This is a genomic window from Rhizobium mesosinicum (assembly GCF_019511345.1).
GTDB lineage: Bacteria > Pseudomonadota > Alphaproteobacteria > Rhizobiales > Rhizobiaceae > Rhizobium > Rhizobium mesosinicum.
The window spans coordinates 57,340-75,246 of sequence record NZ_JAEUAK010000002.1 but is presented as its reverse complement, the minus strand read 5'-3'; the positions used below and the strand labels follow the sequence as shown (position 1 = coordinate 75,246).

The 17,907-nt window shown below is 59.9% G+C and carries 20 protein-coding genes; 9 read left to right on the top strand and 11 right to left on the bottom strand.

Features of this window, described 5'->3' with window-relative positions; all coding sequences use genetic code 11:
• The first annotated feature begins 15 nt into the window (after positions 1–15).
• The gene (gene glcF / locus JNB85_RS04330) at positions 16–1,326 is read left to right on the top strand and encodes a glycolate oxidase subunit GlcF (RefSeq protein ID WP_220333177.1); all 1,311 of its coding nucleotides are present in this window, start codon (positions 16–18) and stop codon (positions 1,324–1,326) included.
• 50 nt (positions 1,327–1,376) lie between these two features.
• Entirely contained in the window at positions 1,377–1,817 is a 441-nt protein-coding gene (locus JNB85_RS04325) for a hypothetical protein (protein ID WP_220333176.1), read from the top strand.
• Between the two features lie 78 nt (positions 1,818–1,895).
• Here JNB85_RS04325 and JNB85_RS04320 read toward each other — a convergent pair whose 3' ends face one another.
• The 3 genes from JNB85_RS04320 to JNB85_RS04310 all read right to left on the bottom strand — a co-directional run bounded on the left by JNB85_RS04320 (position 1,896) and on the right by JNB85_RS04310 (position 4,257).
• Positions 1,896–2,576 (bottom strand): outer membrane protein, encoded by a 681-nt coding sequence (locus JNB85_RS04320; protein ID WP_220333175.1) that lies wholly within the window; start codon positions 2,574–2,576, stop codon positions 1,896–1,898.
• 120 nt (positions 2,577–2,696) lie between these two features.
• The gene (locus JNB85_RS04315) at positions 2,697–3,368 is read right to left on the bottom strand and encodes a L,D-transpeptidase (RefSeq protein ID WP_220333174.1); all 672 of its coding nucleotides are present in this window, start codon (positions 3,366–3,368) and stop codon (positions 2,697–2,699) included.
• Between the two features lie 136 nt (positions 3,369–3,504).
• On the bottom strand, positions 3,505–4,257 hold the full coding sequence (locus JNB85_RS04310) for a L,D-transpeptidase (RefSeq protein ID WP_220333173.1): 753 nt from the start codon (positions 4,255–4,257) through the stop codon (positions 3,505–3,507).
• 209 nt (positions 4,258–4,466) lie between these two features.
• Between JNB85_RS04310 and JNB85_RS04305 the strand changes: the two genes are divergently transcribed.
• Positions 4,467–5,096, top strand: a complete 630-nt coding sequence (locus JNB85_RS04305; protein ID WP_220333172.1) for a DNA-3-methyladenine glycosylase I — start codon at positions 4,467–4,469, stop codon at positions 5,094–5,096.
• Positions 5,093–5,578, top strand: coding sequence for a hypothetical protein (locus tag JNB85_RS04300; protein ID WP_220333171.1), 486 nt, complete (start codon positions 5,093–5,095; stop codon positions 5,576–5,578). The genes JNB85_RS04305 and JNB85_RS04300 overlap by 4 nt, the downstream gene beginning before the upstream one ends.
• Before the next feature lie 63 nt (positions 5,579–5,641).
• Here JNB85_RS04300 and JNB85_RS04295 read toward each other — a convergent pair whose 3' ends face one another.
• The gene (locus JNB85_RS04295) at positions 5,642–6,346 is read right to left on the bottom strand and encodes an HAD family hydrolase (RefSeq protein ID WP_220333170.1); all 705 of its coding nucleotides are present in this window, start codon (positions 6,344–6,346) and stop codon (positions 5,642–5,644) included.
• A gap of 240 nt (positions 6,347–6,586) precedes the next feature.
• On the opposite strand from JNB85_RS04295, the gene JNB85_RS04290 reads away from it, so the two are divergent.
• A complete protein-coding gene (locus tag JNB85_RS04290) occupies positions 6,587–7,636 on the top strand; it encodes an aldo/keto reductase (protein WP_220333169.1) in 1,050 nt (349 codons plus the stop codon).
• Positions 7,637–7,696: 60 nt separating this feature from the next.
• Here the strand turns inward: JNB85_RS04290 and copM are convergent, their stop codons facing one another.
• The 3 genes from copM to JNB85_RS04275 form a co-directional block, all read right to left on the bottom strand.
• Entirely contained in the window at positions 7,697–8,056 is a 360-nt protein-coding gene (gene copM, locus JNB85_RS04285; protein ID WP_220333168.1) for a CopM family metallochaperone, read from the bottom strand.
• Positions 8,057–8,126: 70 nt separating this feature from the next.
• On the bottom strand, positions 8,127–8,510 hold the full coding sequence (locus tag JNB85_RS04280; RefSeq protein ID WP_220333167.1) for a hypothetical protein: 384 nt from the start codon (positions 8,508–8,510) through the stop codon (positions 8,127–8,129).
• A 41-nt stretch (positions 8,511–8,551) separates the two neighbouring features.
• Positions 8,552–9,310, bottom strand: a complete 759-nt coding sequence (locus JNB85_RS04275) for a hypothetical protein (RefSeq protein WP_220333166.1) — start codon at positions 9,308–9,310, stop codon at positions 8,552–8,554.
• Positions 9,311–9,444: 134 nt separating this feature from the next.
• On the opposite strand from JNB85_RS04275, the gene hisS reads away from it, so the two are divergent.
• The 3 genes from hisS to hisG all read left to right on the top strand — a co-directional run bounded on the left by hisS (position 9,445) and on the right by hisG (position 12,956).
• Positions 9,445–10,968 carry a histidine--tRNA ligase gene (hisS, locus tag JNB85_RS04270; protein WP_220333165.1) on the top strand — a complete coding sequence of 508 codons (1,524 nt, stop codon included), beginning with the start codon at positions 9,445–9,447 and terminating at the stop codon, positions 10,966–10,968.
• A gap of 174 nt (positions 10,969–11,142) precedes the next feature.
• Positions 11,143–12,264 carry an ATP phosphoribosyltransferase regulatory subunit gene (locus tag JNB85_RS04265; RefSeq protein WP_220333164.1) on the top strand — a complete coding sequence of 374 codons (1,122 nt, stop codon included), beginning with the start codon at positions 11,143–11,145 and terminating at the stop codon, positions 12,262–12,264.
• A complete protein-coding gene (gene hisG, locus JNB85_RS04260; RefSeq protein WP_220333163.1) occupies positions 12,261–12,956 on the top strand; it encodes an ATP phosphoribosyltransferase in 696 nt (231 codons plus the stop codon). Before JNB85_RS04265 ends, hisG begins: the two co-directional genes overlap by 4 nt.
• Positions 12,957–13,027: 71 nt before the next feature.
• On the opposite strand, the gene JNB85_RS04255 is transcribed toward hisG, so the two are convergent.
• Positions 13,028–13,456, bottom strand: a complete 429-nt coding sequence (locus JNB85_RS04255) for a DoxX family protein (RefSeq protein WP_220333162.1) — start codon at positions 13,454–13,456, stop codon at positions 13,028–13,030.
• A 204-nt stretch (positions 13,457–13,660) separates the two neighbouring features.
• On the opposite strand from JNB85_RS04255, the gene JNB85_RS04250 reads away from it, so the two are divergent.
• Entirely contained in the window at positions 13,661–14,371 is a 711-nt protein-coding gene (locus JNB85_RS04250) for a glutathione binding-like protein (protein ID WP_220333161.1), read from the top strand.
• A gap of 97 nt (positions 14,372–14,468) precedes the next feature.
• On the opposite strand, the gene JNB85_RS04245 is transcribed toward JNB85_RS04250, so the two are convergent.
• The 3 genes from JNB85_RS04245 to groES all read right to left on the bottom strand — a co-directional run bounded on the left by JNB85_RS04245 (position 14,469) and on the right by groES (position 17,672).
• Positions 14,469–14,915, bottom strand: coding sequence for a hypothetical protein (locus tag JNB85_RS04245; protein ID WP_220333160.1), 447 nt, complete (start codon positions 14,913–14,915; stop codon positions 14,469–14,471).
• A 766-nt stretch (positions 14,916–15,681) separates the two neighbouring features.
• The gene (groL, locus tag JNB85_RS04240; protein WP_220333159.1) at positions 15,682–17,319 is read right to left on the bottom strand and encodes a chaperonin GroEL; all 1,638 of its coding nucleotides are present in this window, start codon (positions 17,317–17,319) and stop codon (positions 15,682–15,684) included.
• Between the two features lie 56 nt (positions 17,320–17,375).
• The gene (gene groES / locus JNB85_RS04235) at positions 17,376–17,672 is read right to left on the bottom strand and encodes a co-chaperone GroES (RefSeq protein ID WP_112571009.1); all 297 of its coding nucleotides are present in this window, start codon (positions 17,670–17,672) and stop codon (positions 17,376–17,378) included.
• Positions 17,673–17,907 lie beyond the last annotated feature (235 nt).

The following is a 17,907-nucleotide window of genomic DNA, read 5'->3' as shown; positions in this document are numbered from 1 at the left end:
GCGGAGATCGCGTGAATGCAGACCAACTTCACCCTTGCCCAGCTTGCCGATCCGCATGTGGCAGAATCCGAGCAGATCCTGCGCAAATGCGTGCATTGCGGCTTCTGCACCGCCACCTGTCCGACTTATGTGACCCTCGGCAACGAACTCGACAGCCCGCGCGGGCGCATCTATCTCATCAAGGACATGCTGGAAAACGGCCGCGCGGCGGATACGCAGGTCGTCACCCATATCGACCGCTGTCTCTCCTGCCTTGCCTGCACGACCACCTGTCCCTCCGGCGTCGACTACATGCATCTGGTCGACCATGCCCGGGTTCACATCGAGAAGACCTATAAGCGGCCGTTCATGAACCGGCTAACCCGCGCCGTCCTGGCGGCGGTGCTGCCCTATCCCGGCCGTTTTCGCGCAGCACTTGCGCTTGCCCGCATCGGCCGTCCCTTTACCGGCCTGATGCGCGGGGCAGCACTGAAGCCGTTCGCGGCCATGCTGGCGCTCGCGCCGCGCAGTATTCCGGCGCCGTCGTCTTTTGCCCGCCCTGGCCGGCATGAGCCGCAGGGCGAGCGCCGCGGACGTGTCGCGATCCTCACCGGCTGCGCGCAGCCGGTCCTTGATCCCGCCATCAACGCGGCGACCATCCGGCTGCTGACGCGCCTTGGCGTTGAGGTCGTCGTCCCCGAGGGAGAGGCCTGCTGCGGCGCTCTCGTCCATCATATGGGGCGCGAAGAGCAGGCTCTCGCCTCGGCCCGCGCCAATGTCGATGTCTGGACCCGCGAGATCGAGGCTGGCGGCCTCGATGCGATCGTCATCACCGCCTCCGGCTGCGGCACGACGATCAAGGATTACGGTCACATGCTGCGCCTCGATCCCGCCTATGCCGGCAAGGCGGCGCGTGTGTCGGCGCTTGCCAAGGACATCACCGAATATCTGGCCGGTCTCGATCTGCCAGCACATATGCCGAAGGGCATAACCGTCGCTTATCACTCTGCCTGTTCCATGCAGCATGGCCAGAAGATCACCACGGCGCCGAAGCACCTGCTCAAGGCGGCAGGTTTTACCGTCCGCGATCCGGCCGAGGGCCATCTTTGCTGCGGTTCGGCCGGCACCTACAACATCATGCAGCCGGACATTTCCGCAGCCCTCAAGGCCCGCAAGGTCAAGAACATCGAGGCGACGAAGGCCGATATCATCGCCACCGGCAATATCGGCTGTATTACCCAGATCGGGTCTGGTACGGCCACGCCGATCCTGCATACCGTCGAACTTCTGGATTGGGCCTACGGCGGTGCTGTGCCTGAAAAATTAAGGGATTTGCCGCTAGCCTGAGAACGCCGATTCATTGATGGATCGCAGGGCCGATCTCAGGAGCTTTGACCATGTGGCGTGGATTGATGGTGCTTGCCGTATTGCTCGGCGCAGCTGGTGCGGCGCGCGCCGACGTCAGATATTTCTGTTCTGCGGACGACAAGGACGTGCGGTTCACGCTCGAAAGCGCTTTTCAAGACGGCGGCGGCCACCAGCTGATCCATTTCCGTGGCGCACTGATGCTCAAGGACGCCAGTAAATCCAAGAGCTTCGGCAAGCGCATTCTCGAATCGAAGGATCTGACGAACCGCTGGTCGCGCAATGGAGATCTGCGTCTGGAAGTCTTCACGATCGAAGGTGATGATGCCGAACACGAGTCCCTGGATCTTGCGGTGATCGCCGGCAAGCATGATGAGGCTGCGGCGAATTTCGGCGGCACTTATGCCTTGCGCATCGAAGGCAGCACAAGCTTCTTCGTCGTCGAAGGCAAAGTGAGCTGCGGCACCAAATAGGGCCCGCAGTTCTATCTGTTTGTTTGACGCAATTCCGGACGCAAAACCGCTGCACACTTTTGCTGGAATTGCTCCGGATCACCAGTGGTAGGAAATACCGACGTTGACGGCGTTGGTCACGATGTTCGTCTTCAGGCGATCGCCGCTGTCGATCGGAACGTCGACGCGCGAATAGGTGCCCTTGTATTCCACGAAGGTCGACCAGTTGTCGGTGACGCGGAAGTCGACGCCCGCCTGCGCCTGGAAAGTTACGCCACCGAATTCGTAGTCGAAAGTCGTGCCCTGGGGACGGGTGACTTCGACATGCGGAATATTCACGCCGACACCGGCGCCGAGATAGGGGGTCCAGCGGCGGACCGGGTCCTTGAATCGGTAGAGGCCGTTGACCGTTAGGAGGTTCAGGCCGTCGGTGAATTCGAAATGCGTCCATCCCGGGGAACGCGCCATGGTGTCGTCGTCGGCATAGACCTTGTCATGGGTGTAGTCGAGGGACACGCCCCAGTTCGGCAGGTTGAAGTCGCCCAGCCACCAGGTGACTCGGCCGCCGTAATAGGGCGGACTGCCGAAGGATTTGCCTTCCCAGCCGGCACTGAAGGACGTGCCGTCGGAAACATCGACGTGGCTATGCGGCGCCGTCTGGTAGCCGCCGTAAATAGAAAACTCCAGATCTTCAGCCGAAGCCGTGCCAGCCACCGATGCAAGTGCGGAAAACGCAACGCTCGCCAGAAGCACGGTGGAAAGACGCGATGCATATGCCATTGAATATCCCCGAAGTACCGAAAGGCTATCACTTCCATTCTTTGGCAGAATTCTGTGTCACAATCTTAAAAAAGAAAAAGGCGCATCTGCTGCGCCTTCATTTTTCATATGTAGTGTTGCTTAACCGCCAAACATAGTGCGCAGGATATCAATGCCCTTGTCCTGGAAGGCGACATTGCCTTGCTTATTGCCGGGGCCGACGACGACGACCTTGGTGCCGACAGAGACTCGATTGTAAAGATGCGACACGTCGTCATTCATCATCCGGATGCAACCGGAGGACATGTTGAGGCCGATCGTCCAGGGCTGGTTTGTGCCGTGAATGCGGAAGATCGTGTCGCGGCCGCCCTTGTAGAGATACATGGCGCGTGCACCGAGCGGATTGTCCGGGCCGCCCGGCTGAACGGCGGGAAGGTTGTGACCCTCGCGGGCCTCACGAGCGCGCATTTCTGCCGGCGGCGTCCAGCTCGGCCATTCTGCCATACGTCCGACCGTCACGACACCCGACCAGCCGAAACCGTCGCGGCCGACACCGATGCCATAACGCGTGGCGCGGTTATTGCCTTCGACGAGGTAGAGAAACTTGTTGTTGGTGTCGACGATAATGGTGCCGGGCTTTTCGCTGGTGGCAAGACGGACGACACGCTTGCGGAACTGTGGCTTGATCTCGCGGGTCTGCTTGACGCCGCGCACTGCGTCCGTTGCCGTCATCACCGGTTCCGCGCTAACGGCCACAACCGTACAGGACAGCGCAACGGCAGCCGCCGCTGCGAGCCTAAAAATCTGCTTCATTTTCGATACCCTCTCCTTCAGGACCGCGTAGAGGCTATTCAAATCGGTTTGAATTTCAAGTCGGAGAGGTGAGGGAGACGGTTTTTGTTGTCCAGCGGACGGCTGTTCTCGCCGTCCGCTGGCCGTTATTCAGCTTTTACATCACGATCACGCGGGTGCCGATATTGACGCGATCGTAAAGGTCGACCACGTCCTCGTTGCGCATGCGGATACAGCCGGAGGAGACGGCGCTGCCGATCGTCCAGGGCGCATTCGTGCCATGAATGCGATAAAGCGTGGAACCGAGATACATGGCGCGGGCTCCGAGCGGATTTTCCGGGCCGCCATCCATGCGGGCGGGAAGATAATGGCCCTTGGCGGCTTCGCGGCTCACCATTTCCGAGGGCGGCGTCCAATCCGGCCACTCCGATTTGCGGGTGATCTTGTGGGCGCCCGCCCATTCGAAGCCGGGTTTTCCGACGCCTACGCCATAGCGGCGCGCCTTGCCGCCATCCGTCACGAGATAGAGGAAGCGATTATTGGTATCGATGACAATAGTGCCGGGCTTTTCCTTGGTATCGTAATCGACGAGCTGCGGCAGGAACTGCGGCTCGACCTGCCCGCGGATGACCGGAACGCCCGGGCGGATGGCCGAAACCGTCTGCGGTGCCGGCTGCGGCGCGCGCTGGATGTACGTCCGGCGCTGCTGGAAAAGGCCGCGCTGCTGGTAGACGACCGGCCGCTGGTAGACGACGGGACGAACCCGGCCGCCGCCGAGCTGGTTGATCCAGGGGGCGGTGAGATCGGGGCTCAGCACTACGGGTGGACGAGTAGCGTAGCGGTCGTCTGCAATGGCGGCCGTGGAAAGAATACCGAGCATGGCTGCGGCAAGAACAAGGGGTTTCATCATCGGACGAACTCTCTACAAATGACCGAAAATGGGCTGGCGGAATTATCCGCCTCCGGTCATGCTGCCACCGCGTCCGCCAGCGAATGGTAAATGTGGATTCATTAAAAGACGAACGGCCGGATAAACTTTTCGTCAGGGTTACCGTTCGGTTTGGAAAGAAGGTTTGCAAATGGTAAAGCCGGATTCGCAGGGGAAAACGAGATAAAAACATGAGCGAGAGCGGCATCATCATCGGCGAGGACGGCAAGAGCCGCTGTCACTGGCATGCGAATCTGCCCGACTATCTGCGCTACCACGATGAGGAGTGGGGCAGGCCTGTCACCGATGATATCAGGCTCTTCGAAAAGATCTGTCTCGAGGGTTTTCAGTCCGGTCTTTCCTGGCTGACGATCCTGCGCAAGCGCGAGAACTTCCGCGCTGCCTTCGCCGGGTTCGATTTCGAGAAGGTGGCGCGCTTCGGCGACGAGGATATCGCCCGATGCCTTGCCGATGCCGGTATTATCCGACATCGCGGCAAGATCGTCTCGACGATCAACAATGCCCGGCGCGCGATCGATCTGCGAAGCGAATTCGGCTCTCTAGCGCGCTATTTCTGGAGCTATGAGCCTCGCCCCGAGGATCGGCCTGCAATCGTCGACCGGGAGCATATCGTCGCCAACCCGACGACCGCTACGTCAGTCAGGGTTTCTAAGGACTTGAAAAAGCGCGGCTGGACCTTTGTTGGACCGACCACAGTTTATGCCTTCATGCAGGCTATGGGTCTCGTCAACGATCATCTCGAAGGCTGCTTCTGCCGCGCGGAAGTGGAGGCGATGCGCGCAGCATTGGTGCGTCCATGAAATCGGCTCTCACGGTTGCCGCAGCTCTTTTGCTCTCCGTCTCCGCTGCCCTTGCGCAGACGCCGCAGCTCGATCCCGGCGAGAAGCTCGAAAAGCTGCAATTTCCGGCCGTCACCATGCAACTGAAAGGCTGGACCAAATTCGGCAACAGCCATGTCTATACGCTGCCGGTGCGACCCGGCCAGCACGTGAAGATCAGTTTCGAAACGAAGAGCAAATTCGCTTTTCTCGCGATCTTCGACCTGTCGAAGCCCGATGATGAGGCTTTTTTCGGCACCGACGAGGACGGCACGAGCTACGAGACGACGGTCAAGGAAAACGCCACTTGGCTGCTGCGTCCCTATTATTCCAAGGTCTCTCCCCGTCGCGGGCTGGGTGCTCCCTATAGTATTCTTATAGAACCGCTTGCCGCAGCACCCCAGCCGGCGCAACCGGCACCTGCCCAGCAGGAGCAGCCGTCGCTCTTTCCGAAGCGGAAATAAGCCAGCAATTCCGGCAAAGGTGTGCAGCCGTTTTGCGTTCGGAATTGCGCGAGAACAACGAGCTTAATGTAACCCGTCGATCAGCCCGCCAAGTTCGCCGAGATGGACGATCTTGCGGAAGCGCGGCGCATCCTTCGGCTCCTCGACGCGCTCTAAGACCCAGGTCAGTTCATGCGGCACAAAGACGCCGTAGCTGCCGGCGGCAATGGCCGGCACGATATCGGACTTCAGCGAATTGCCGACCATCATCGCCCGCTCCGGACCATCCCCAACCTTGGAGAAGATGCGCCGGTAGGTGACCGCCGTCTTGTCCGAAACGATCTCGACGGCATCGAAGAAGTCGCCAAGTCCGGATTGGGCGAGCTTGCGCTCCTGATCGAAAAGGTCGCCCTTGGTGATCAGCACCAGCAGATACTTCCCGGCAAGCGTCTCAAGCGTCTCGCGCACATGCGGCAGGGTCTCGACAGGATGGGACAAAAGATCGCGTCCAGTATCGAGGATTTTGGCAATCACGCTCGACGGCACCTTTCCTTCGGTGATCTCGATCGCCGTCTCGATCATCGACAGCGTGAAGCCTTTGATGCCGAAACCGTAATGGGCAAGGTTGCGTTTCTCTGCCTCGAGAAGGCGTTCGGAAATCTTTGCTCCATCGGCGAAATCGGCAAGAAGCTTGGTAAAATGCTCTTCCGTCAGCCGATAATAATGTTCGTTCTGCCAGAGCGTGTCGTCGGCATCGAAGCCGATCGTCGTCAATGGTCGGGCCGTCATATGCGCACCTCTTAAAATGTGGCGGGCAATCTATTCCTGGCCTGTGTCGAGACAAGGGCGCTTCCACTGCTCTGCACGGAACCGGGTTCCGTTGAAAAACGCGGCTCGCGACCTACATGAAATTTGCCTCACCTTGCAGCCAGCTCCGGCTGTGCCTGTTACGCGCAGGCCAATAATCAAAAAATAGAGTTCAGCAGTCCGCAAGCCCCTATTGCGGCAGACACAAGGGAATTTCTCGACATGCGTTACAATCAACTCGGAAATACCGGACTTTTCGTCTCTGAAATCTGCCTTGGCACCATGACTTTCGGTGAAGCCAAGGAAGGTACCCCCTGGGGCGCCATCGCCGATGTCGACCAGAAGGCGGCCGATGAGATCGTCCAGCGCTCGCTGGATGCAGGCGTCAATTTCATCGATACCGCTGATGTCTATTCCTTCGGTGAATCCGAGCGGCTGCTCGGCCAGGCACTGAAGAACATCGGTGTTCCGCGCAAGGATGTCGTCATCGCCACCAAGGTCTATGGCGTCATGGGCGACAGGCCGAACGATCGCGGCGCCTCGCGCGGCCATATCATGGATTCGGTCGAAGCGAGCCTGAAGCGCCTGCAGACGGATCATATCGATCTCTACCAGATCCATGCCACCGATCCGGTTACCCCGATCGACGAGACGCTGCGCGCCCTCGACGATCTCGTTTCCCGCGGCCTGGTGCGTTACGTCGGCGTTTCCAACTGGCAGGCTTGGCGCATTGCCAAGGCGCTCGGCATTTCCGAGCGCAAGGATTATGCGCGTTTCGAGACCGTCCAGGCCTATTATTCGATTGCGGGCCGCGACCTCGAACGCGATATCGTGCCATTGCTGCAGGAAGAAAAGCTCGGCCTCATGGTCTGGTCGCCGCTCGCCGGCGGCCTGCTCTCCGGAAAATATGGTCCGGGCGCACCGGGCAATGGCGAGGGACGCCGCGCCAATTTCGATTTCCCGCCTGTCGACAAGGACCGGGCCTGGGCCTGTGTCGCCGTCATGCGCGAAATCGCCGAAAAGCATGGCGTGAGCGTCGCCACTGTCGCGCTTGCCTATATCCTTGCCAAGCCTTTCGTAACGACCGTGATCATCGGCGCCAAGCGTGTCGACCAGCTCGACCAGAACATCGCCGCCGTCAAGCTGAAGCTCGATGCCGAGGAGATCAAGAGACTCGATGAGGTCAGCGCTCTTGCTCCGGAATATCCGGGCTGGATGCTTGCCCGTCAGGCTGCCGGCCGCCGCCCGGTCGATTTCGAGCCCAAGGCCTAATTAAAACAGGCCGGAACAAAAGGGCCGCCGCTTCCGACGGCGGCCTTCGCATTCCACGGCTTACTTCGGGTGCTTCTTCAGCCAGGCATTCATTTCGGCGATTTCCGCCTCCTGTGCCTTGATGACGCCTTCGGCTAGCTTGCGGATCTCGGGATCCTTTCCATATTGCAGCTCGATCTTCGCCATATCGATTGCGCCCTGATGGTGCGGGATCATGCTGCGGACAAAATCCACGTCGGTATCGCCGCTCAGTTCGATCATCATGTCCTTGTGCATCCTGTCGTTGGCCTCTGTGAAGGCCTGGCTGGACGGACCATGGCCGCCCATGTGCTTGGACATGTCCATCGTCGACATATCCTCGGCAAAGGCCGGTGCAGCGAGGGTGACGAGTACGGAAAGGGGGATAATTTTCAGAGACACGAGTATTCCTTCCTCTGTCTGACAATAGGTTCCGATGGCAGCGAACCGCTGCCGTTCTGCAAAATGTTGGTCAGACGAAGCGGGGAGGCGGCGCCTGCGGTGCGGGCCTGTTGTCCCTCAATGCCCTGTCGGGCGCCGGAGCCGGATATGCAAAAACCGCCTTGCCGCCACCGGCAATGAAATCGGCCGGCGGTACCACCATGCAGGCGGCGCAGAGTGGCATATGGGCGGCACCCGTGGCGCAAGGATCTTTGGCGGAATTGTTTTTGGTGGCCGTGCCGTGCCTCGACATCATGCTGCCCATATCCATGCCATCGGTGTGGATATGCGCCGCGCCGGCTTCGGCCTGAACTGCCATATCCATCGACGCGCAGGTAGGGCAACCTGCCCATGCGGACATGGTGCTGTAAACGAGCCAGCCGAAGAACATCGTCATGAGGGCGAAAGCACGCATGGGGAAAAACATAGGCAGGTGCAGGCGAAAAGCCAAGGACCTCAACAGGCCGCAATGACCTTGTGCAGTATCTGGTAGTCGCGGCTTTCCTCACCGAATGGCGCGACGGGCCAGTCCCAGCCAGCTTTCACGTCAGGTGGCTTAACACCGTGCAGCAGGTCGGCTTCCTCATGCACCTTGCCGGTGCGATCAATGACGGCGTAGGAGATATCGGTCACCAGACAGGTCCGGCAGGGCAGGTCTGTCAGCCCCTGAATATGGGCCGCGATGAGACGCTCCACAGTATCTGCGGGCATGTTCGAGGAGGCTTCCGCCTCATACCGCCGTTTGACGCCCCGGCCGATCTGTGAGAGCAGGTTGGCGGATACGGCGAAATCGAGATAGGGCACGCTGCGCAGGAAGCCGAGCGGCTCCGGCTCTCGCCCCGCCGCCAGGTCGTCATAGCCCGAGAGATCACGTTCGATCAGCCGCACATTCCGATAGCGTTTGCCCTTCAGCCGCAGGCGTACCGATGCCAGATGGACGAGGTCGACGAGCACCACCGTATCGAAGCTCCTCGCCAGCTGCTCGATCGGCACGTCCCGGAGCAATCCGGAGCCTAGCACGACAGCCGTTCGCCGTTGCGAGAGGCCTGATATCGCAGCGCGAATGGCCTCCTTGCTGTTGGCCTCATGGGTTGCCCAATGCCGGCTGCAGCGGCCGGCGCGCGACCAGAGATTGACTGAAGAGCCCACGAAGCGGCGGTGCGCGCTGCCGGTAAGCGCTGCTGTGGCGAGATACTGAAGCGCTTCCGCGATCATGGCGATATCCTGACGACTGGTCTTTCCGCATCGATCCATCGATTCCGGGCGCAAGATCAAGGCCCTTGCCCTTGCCGCTCCCCGCCCAATCCGCTAGGAAACCGCCACTGTCACATATGTGGAAATCCCCCGAAATGAACGACAAGCAGAAGAAACCGCAAAAGCTCAAGGCCCGCCTTCCGCGCGGCTTCGTCGACCGCTCCGCAGCCGATCTCCGCGCCGTCAACGAAATGACTGCGAAGATCCGCGAGGTCTACGAGCATTATGGTTTCGATCCGGTGGAAACGCCGCTGCTCGAATATACCGATGCGCTCGGCAAGTTCCTGCCGGACAGCGACCGCCCCAACGAGGGCGTCTTTTCGCTGCAGGATGATGACGAGCAGTGGATGTCGCTGCGTTACGACCTGACGGCGCCGCTCGCCCGCCATGTCGCCGAAAATTTCAACGAAATCCAGCTTCCCTACCGCACCTATCGCGCCGGCTACGTCTTCCGCAACGAGAAGCCGGGTCCGGGCCGCTTCCGCCAGTTCATGCAATTCGATGCCGACACCGTCGGTGCACCGGGCGTTCAGGCCGATGCCGAAATGTGTATGATGATGGCCGATACGCTGGAAGCGCTCGGTATCAAGCGCGGCGACTATGTCATCCGCGTCAACAACCGCAAGGTTCTGGACGGCGTGCTTGAGGCGATCGGCCTTGGCGGCGACGACAAGGCTGGCCAGCGCCTCAACGTATTGCGCGCCATCGACAAGCTCGACAAGTTCGGTCCCGAAGGTGTGGCCCTGCTGCTCGGCCCCGGCCGCAAGGATGAGTCAGGCGATTTCACCAAGGGCGCCGGCCTCGACCAGAGCCAGATTGAGAAGGTTCTCTTCTTCGTCGGCATCAAGGATTATGCTGAAAGTGCTGCCCAGCTCGCCGAACTGGTCGCCGGCACGGAGAAGGGCGTCGAAGGCGTCGAGGAGCTGAATTTCATCGGCGCGCTCGTCACCAGCGCCGGCTACCAGTCCGATCGCATCAAGATCGATCCTTCTGTCGTGCGCGGCCTCGAATATTATACTGGCCCGGTCTATGAGGCCGAGCTGCTCTTCGACGTCACCAACGAAAAGGGCGAGAAGGTCGTCTTCGGTTCCGTCGGCGGCGGTGGCCGTTATGATGGTCTCGTTTCCCGTTTCATGGGCCAGCCGGTTCCGGCAACCGGCTTTTCCATCGGCGTCTCGCGCCTGATGACCGCGCTGAAGAATCTCGGCAAGCTCGGCCAGCAGGACATTATCGAGCCGGTGCTGGTCACCGTCATGGAAGGCGATGTCGGGGCCATGGGCCGCTACCAGCGTTTCACGCAGGAGCTTCGCGCAGCCGGCATCCGCGCTGAAATGTTTCAGGGCAATTGGAAGAAGTTCGGCAATCAGCTCAAATATGCCGACCGCCGCGGCTGCCCGATCGCCATCATCCAGGGTGGCGATGAGCGCGCTGAGGGCGTCGTCCAGATCAAGGATCTGATCGAAGGCAAGCGCCTCTCGGGCGAGATCGAGGACAACACGACCTGGCGCGAAGCGCGCGTGGCGCAGGAGACCGTTGCGGAAGCCGATCTCGTCGCCAAAGTGAGGGAAATCCTCGCTGCCCAGGCGGAGGACCGGAAGAGGGCTGCGAATGCGCAGTAGACCCCTCCCCAACCCCTCCCCACAAGGGGGAGGGGCTCACTGCGGCACTGGCCTGCCAAGGGCGACGTTTGCCTCCGCTTCAACGAATCTGATGTCGTGGGGCGAGCGCTCCAAGTTAGCCCCTCCCACCTGTGGGGAGGGGTTGGGGAGGGGACTTTACCCAGGAGCACAACGATGCCTCTGATCAACCTCCCGAACTTCTCCGGCGAATTGCTCGACGAATTCGCCGCCCGCAAGGCCGAGCGGATAGACACACCGGTCATCCAGCCTGCCGAACCCTTTCTGGATATCGCCGGCGAGGATCTTCGCAGGCGCATCTTCATGACGGAGAGCGAAACCGGCGCCAGCCTCTGCCTGCGCCCGGAATTCACCATTCCCGTCTGCCTGCGTCATATCGAGAGCGCGACGGGCACGCCGAAGCGTTACTCCTATCTCGGCGAAGTCTTTCGCCAGCGCCGTGACGGCAGCAACGAATTCTATCAGGCCGGCATCGAAGACTTGGGCGATATCGATCTCGCCAGCGCCGATGCCCGCGCGATCGGCGATGCGGTCGGCATACTTTCATGCCTGCTGCCCGGCCGACATCTCTCTGTCACGATCGGCGATCAGGCCGTGTTCGAGGCCGTCGTGCAGGCGCTCGGCCTGCCGCTCGGCTGGCAGAAGCGGCTGATCCACGCCTTCGGAAACATGGTCCAGCTGGAGAGCCTGCTCGCAAGCCTCGTCAGCCCGCAATTCGTGACCGGCCTAGACGACAAGGTCGCTGGCCTCGTCGGCCAGGACGACGAGACGGCGCTGATTGCCTATATCGACGAGACGATGCAGGCGACCGGCTATTCCACCAATGCCAGTCGCTCGCCGCAGGAAATTGCCCGGCGGCTCAAGGAAAAGCTCGTCCTCTCCGAGACCCGGCTGGATGACGCCGCTTTCCACGTGCTGGAGCAGTTCCTCTCGCTCAACATGCCGCTCGTCAATGCTTCCGCGGCTCTTTCGCATTTCGCCGACGCGGCCGGACTGAAGCTTGGCAATGCGCTGGCGCGTTTCGACGGCCGCGTGGCGGCGCTCTCCAATGCCGGTGTCGATCTTTCCCTCATCGAATACCGCGCTGCCTTCGGTCGCCCACTCGATTATTATACCGGCCTCGTCTTCGAGGTGATGGTTGAAGGCTCCTCTGCGGTTCTGGCCGGTGGCGGCCGTTTTGACAAACTGATGACCTTCCTCGGCGCCAAGGACCGCATTCCCGCCGTCGGCTTCTCGCTCTGGCTTGACCGTATCGAAACCGAAAGGGCAGCCGCATGACGATCACCATTGCGCTTCCTTCCAAGGGCCGCATGAAGGACGATTGCTCAGCAATCTTCGAGCGCGCCGGCCTGAAAATCCATGCCGTCGGCAACGAGCGCTCCTATCGCGGCCGCGTCGAAGGTTGGGACGATGTGGAGATCGCCTTCCTCTCGGCCTCGGAAATTTCCCGCGAACTCGGTAATGGCTCGATCGATTTCGGCGTCACCGGCGAAGACCTCGTGCGCGAAGGCCTGGCGGAAGCCGACAAGCGGGTCGAATTCTGCGCCCGGCTCGGCTTCGGCCACGCCGATGTCGTCGTCGCCGTGCCGGAAATCTGGCTGGATGTCGATACCATGGCCGATCTGGTGGATGTCGCCGCCGATTTCCGCGCCCGTCATGGCCGCCGGCTGGCGATCGCCACGAAATATTGGCGCCTGACGCAGCAGTTCTTTTCCAGTCAGCACGGCATTCAACTGTACCGCATCGTCGAAAGCCTCGGCGCCACGGAGGGAGCGCCCGCTTCTGGTTCGGCCGATATTATCGTCGATATTACCTCGACAGGCTCCACCCTGCGCGCCAACCACCTCAAGGTGCTCTCCGATGGCGTCATCCTGCATTCGGAAGCCTGCTTGGTGCGCGCCCGCAAGGACGCCCATGCTGATATGCCCGCCGTGGCGGCGATTATCGAGGCTGTCCGCTCGGTTCTCTGAATCGTATTACTGGACATGCAAAACCCGCCGTCGGAAGACGGCGGGTTTTGCATGTTTGGGAGGAGATGAAATTAGCGGGCAGCGACGGCCTGCAGACCGCGGCGTGCGTCGATCGAATAGGCGCCGGCACCGACGGTGGCGAGCAGGATGTACGCGCCGGCCAGCGTGATGTTCTTCATGACCATGATCTGGTTGAGGATATTCACGAGTTCCGCACCACTTGCGTAGGGCAGATGGAAGACGACGGCCGTGAAGACACAGAAGCCGGCAAGCAGCCAGCCGACGATGCGGACTTGGAAGCCCGTGAGAACCGCAAGGCCGGCCAGCAGTTCGAAGAGGCCAGCGACATAGGCCAACAGCGTCGCGGCCGGCAGGCCGGCACCGGCGATCATGCCTGCAGTACCGGCAGCGTCGGTTATCTTGCCGAAGCCGGCGAGGATGAACATGAAGGACAGGAGGATGCGGGCGAGAAGGATGAGGGCGTTGTTCGTATTCGACATGGACGTTGCTCCGTTGAACGACTTTGGAGGTCTTGATGCCCGTGCACCGTGTTAAACCTCGAATGCCTCCTATTTCGCCTTTTTCTGGCGTTAGGGAAAGATAAACGCCAGCGGACAGTTTGTTCACTAATGTGAAACGATGAGATGGCTTGCCTTGCCGGGCAGGCGTCTTCTATGGTCGCCGCCTCACCCAAGGAGAACCTGATGGCCGACCTTTCCGCATTTCCGATCACCAGCCGCTGGCCGGCAAAAAATCCAGATGTAATCCAGCTTTATTCTCTGCAGACACCGAATGGCGTGAAGATATCGGTGGCGCTGGAGGAGCTCGCTCTGCCCTACGAATCCCATTATGTCTCTTTCGCGACCACAGATCAGAAGACGCCGGAATTCGTCTCGCTGAATCCGAACGGGAGAATCCCGGCAATTATCGATCCCAACGGTCCGGACGGGAAACCGATCGGTCTTTTTGAGTCGGGCGCCATTCTGCTCTATCTGGCGGAAAAGACCGGCAAGCTGATCCCGGCTGATGCCGCCGGCCGCTACGAAACCATCCAGTGGGTCTTTTTCCAGATGGCCGGCATCGGCCCGATGTTCGGCCAGTTCGGCCATTTCCACAAATTCGCCGCTGACAAGGTCGCCAACAACTCCTATCCGGTGGAGCGCTATCGCGACGAATCCAAGCGCCTGCTCGGCGTGCTGGAAAGCCGCCTGCAGGGCCGCCAGTGGATCATGGGCGATCAATATACCATCGCCGATATCACCACCTTCCCATGGGTTCGCGGCGCCGACATCTTTTATGGCGGCCGCGAGATCCTGGATTACGCGAAATTCCCTGCCGTCATGGATTGGTTGCAGCGCTGCATCGCCCGTCCGGCGAGCGAGAAAGGCCTCAATATTCCGGTGAAGCCGGCCTGAGCGCGGCTTTGGGTTCGGAACTGCACCAGAACACAAAATCTTGAAACGGAAAAGGCCGGTCGCAGGACCGGCCTTTTCCCATGCCCCTGCGGGCCAGTTACTGGCGGCTGGCGATCTGGTTGGCACCTTCGAGCTTGAAGCGCGGGAAGATGAAAACGCCGACCATGCTGCCGCTGTACTTTTCTTCCAGCCCGTTGGATTCACCCATGCAGAAGAGTGGCTGGCGGAGGCCGTTCGGCATGACGATGGTGGTTGAAAAACAGAAGGATGAAGAGAGCGTCGCGGCCTGTTCGAAGAGCTGCAGAACATGGTTGCGGTCCTTGGCGTCGTAGCAGCGCACCAGGCTCAAAAGGCCGCATTCCTGCGCCGAGAGGCCGTGTAGCATCGCGCTCCATTCTCCGAGCCTGATGACGCCAGTCGAGAAATCTCCGATCCAGCTTTCGGAGACGGAAAACTGTGCCAACATGTCGTGATTGTGATTGTTGTAATCCAGCGAGCCGGGCATCAAAGGCGCGGCAGCATTGGTTTTGGCGATCTTAAACAAGGTGTTCCCCAGTTCGGGTGCGGCTCCCGTGCCGCGCTCGGCAAACACAAAGAAACAGGATCATGTAGCACTAGGCATCATGCCTGTGCTTGCACCCGCAGAAACAGTTGCTCGGCCGCGCCTTTGATGGTCGCCGCTCGAATACCTCCCGCAGGTTTTACTCTCGTATCTTCGCGAAGACCTTCGAATGCCCGAATGTTCACGCATTGGCCTTTGACACGTCCGGTCTCGTCTGTGGCAAGAATTCTTCCGGTGCGAACGTCAATTGCAGCGCGGATTTATAGGAGCTTTTGCGCAAACGGCAACGGCTTTTTCCGGGGCGTTAGGTGGACGTTATGACGGGATTTTGAAGGACTTTGCACGTTATCCGCTAGTCCTGCAGCAAAAAAGTATCATTTTTGCATTGTGAAAACGGTTCCACGCACACCATAGCATGCAATCTCGTAGATCAGACAACTTGGATGGCGGATTTCCGGCGATAGGAACATATTGCAGTCCGCAAGCTTCGCGAAAGCTTCGAGCCAAAAATGTCGCCGCCAGCTGTTGGGGATTAGACGTTTAAGCGACGCTGTATTTTCGAATCGATGAATAAAAGAAAAGGGCGGCCCGAAGACCGCCCTTCCTGTTCCGAGACTGGAACGGATATTAGTGATGGCTTACGCCTATCACATCATGTCCATACCGCCTGTTCAGCGCGCTTGACGCGCTGAACCATCTTAGATGATGGGCGGTTTTACGGACGATGCTGTGAAAGGTCGTTGGCCTATCACATCATGTCCATACCGCCCATGCCGCCCATGCCGCCCGGCATTGCCGGAGCGTCCTTCTTCGGCAGCTCGGCGATCATGGCTTCCGTGGTGATCAGCAGCGAAGCAACCGAGGCTGCGTTCTGCAGAGCCGTACGGACAACCTTGACCGGGTCGACGATGCCGAGCTGGATCAGGTCGCCATATTCGCCGGTCTGGGCGTTGTAACCGTAGTTGTCTTCGTTCTTGTCGAGGATCTTGCCGACAACGATGGAAGCTTCGTCACCAGCGTTTTCAGCGATCTGGCGAACCAGAGCCTGGAGAGCGCGGCGAACGATGTTGATGCCGGCTTCCTGGTCGTCGTTTTCGCCCTTGGCCTTGATCTTCGTGGAAGAACGCAGCAGAGCGACACCGCCGCCCGGTACGATACCTTCCTGAACAGCAGCGCGCGTCGCGTTGAGGGCGTCGTCGATGCGGTCCTTCTTTTCCTTCACTTCGACTTCCGTCGAACCACCGACGCGGATGACGGCAACGCCGCCAGCGAGCTTGGCAAGACGTTCCTGCAGCTTCTCGCGGTCATAGTCGGAGGTGGTTTCTTCGATCTGGGCCTTGATCTGACCAATGCGGCCTTCGATGTCGGACTTGGCGCCTGCGCCGTCTACGATCGTGGTGTTTTCCTTGGAGATCGAGACCTTCTTGGTGCGGCCGAGCATGTCGAGGGTGACGTTTTCGAGCTTGATGCCGAGGTCCTCGGAGATGACCGTGCCGCCCGTCAGGATGGCGATGTCTTCGAGCATTGCCTTGCGGCGGTCGCCGAAGCCCGGAGCCTTGACGGCAGCAATCTTCAAACCACCGCGCAGCTTGTTGACGACGAGGGTCGCAAGAGCTTCGCCTTCGACGTCTTCAGCGATGATGAGGAGCGGCTTGCCTGTCTGAACGACAGCTTCGAGAACCGGGAGCATGGACTGCAGGTTCGAGAGCTTCTTTTCGTGCAGGAGGATGAAGGCGTCCTCGAGGTCAGCAACCATCTTTTCCGGGTTGGTGACGAAGTACGGGCTCAGGTAGCCGCGGTCGAACTGCATGCCTTCGACGACTTCGAGTTCGGTTTCAGCGGTCTTGGCTTCTTCGACGGTGATAACGCCTTCGTTGCCGACCTTCTGCATTGCTTCAGCAATGTCGAGACCGATCTGCTTTTCGCCGTTTGCGGAGATCGTGCCGACCTGGGCAACTTCTTCCGAAGTGTTGATCTTCTTGGCCTTAGCCTGGAGATCCTTGACGACTTCAGCAACAGCGAGGTCGATACCGCGCTTGAGGTCCATCGGGTTCATGCCGGCAGCAACTGCCTTGGCGCCTTCGCGAACGATAGCCTGGGCGAGAACCGTTGCAGTCGTGGTGCCGTCGCCGGCGACGTCGTTGGTCTTCGAAGCAACTTCGCGGACCATCTGGGCGCCCATGTTTTCGAACTTGTCTTCGAGTTCGATTTCCTTGGCGACCGAAACACCGTCCTTGGTGATGCGCGGAGCGCCGAAGGACTTGTCGATAACGACGTTGCGGCCCTTCGGACCGAGCGTGACCTTCACTGCGTCAGCGAGGATATCGACGCCGCGCAGCATCTTTTCGCGCGCGCCGCGGCCGAACTTTACTTCTTTAGCTGCCATTTTGAGAACTCCTGAAAAGGGGTGTCAACGATATCAGATGAAAGACGTCAGGCTTATCAGCCGATGATGCCCATGATGTCGGCTTCCTTCATGATGAGAAGGTCTTCGCCGTTGATCTTGACTTCGGTGCCCGACCACTTGCCGAACAGAACGCGGTCGCCAGCCTTGACGTCGAGCGGAACGACCTTGCCGGACTCGTCACGAGCGCCGGTGCCGACAGCGACGATTTCGCCTTCCTGCGGCTTTTCCTTAGCGGTATCCGGGATGATGATGCCGCCCTTGGTCTTCTCTTCGGATTCAACGCGGCGAACGACGACGCGATCGTGAAGCGGGCGGAAATTGGTGCTTGCCATTGTCTAATCCCTCGATCAAATGACATTCGCGGACCGGGGTGGCCCACAAGGATGATGTTAGCACTCAACTGCTGTGAGTGCTAGCGCCGTGCATTTAGGGATGGCTCCAGGAGGAGTCAAGAAGAGCCTTCACGGATTTTTGTGCCGGAATTGTGGAGACAGGCGGGATTTGTCCGTGGTTGCCGGGCTTTGCTCACGTCCAGCTTTTGACCTCCGGCATTCTTCGCCTGACTCA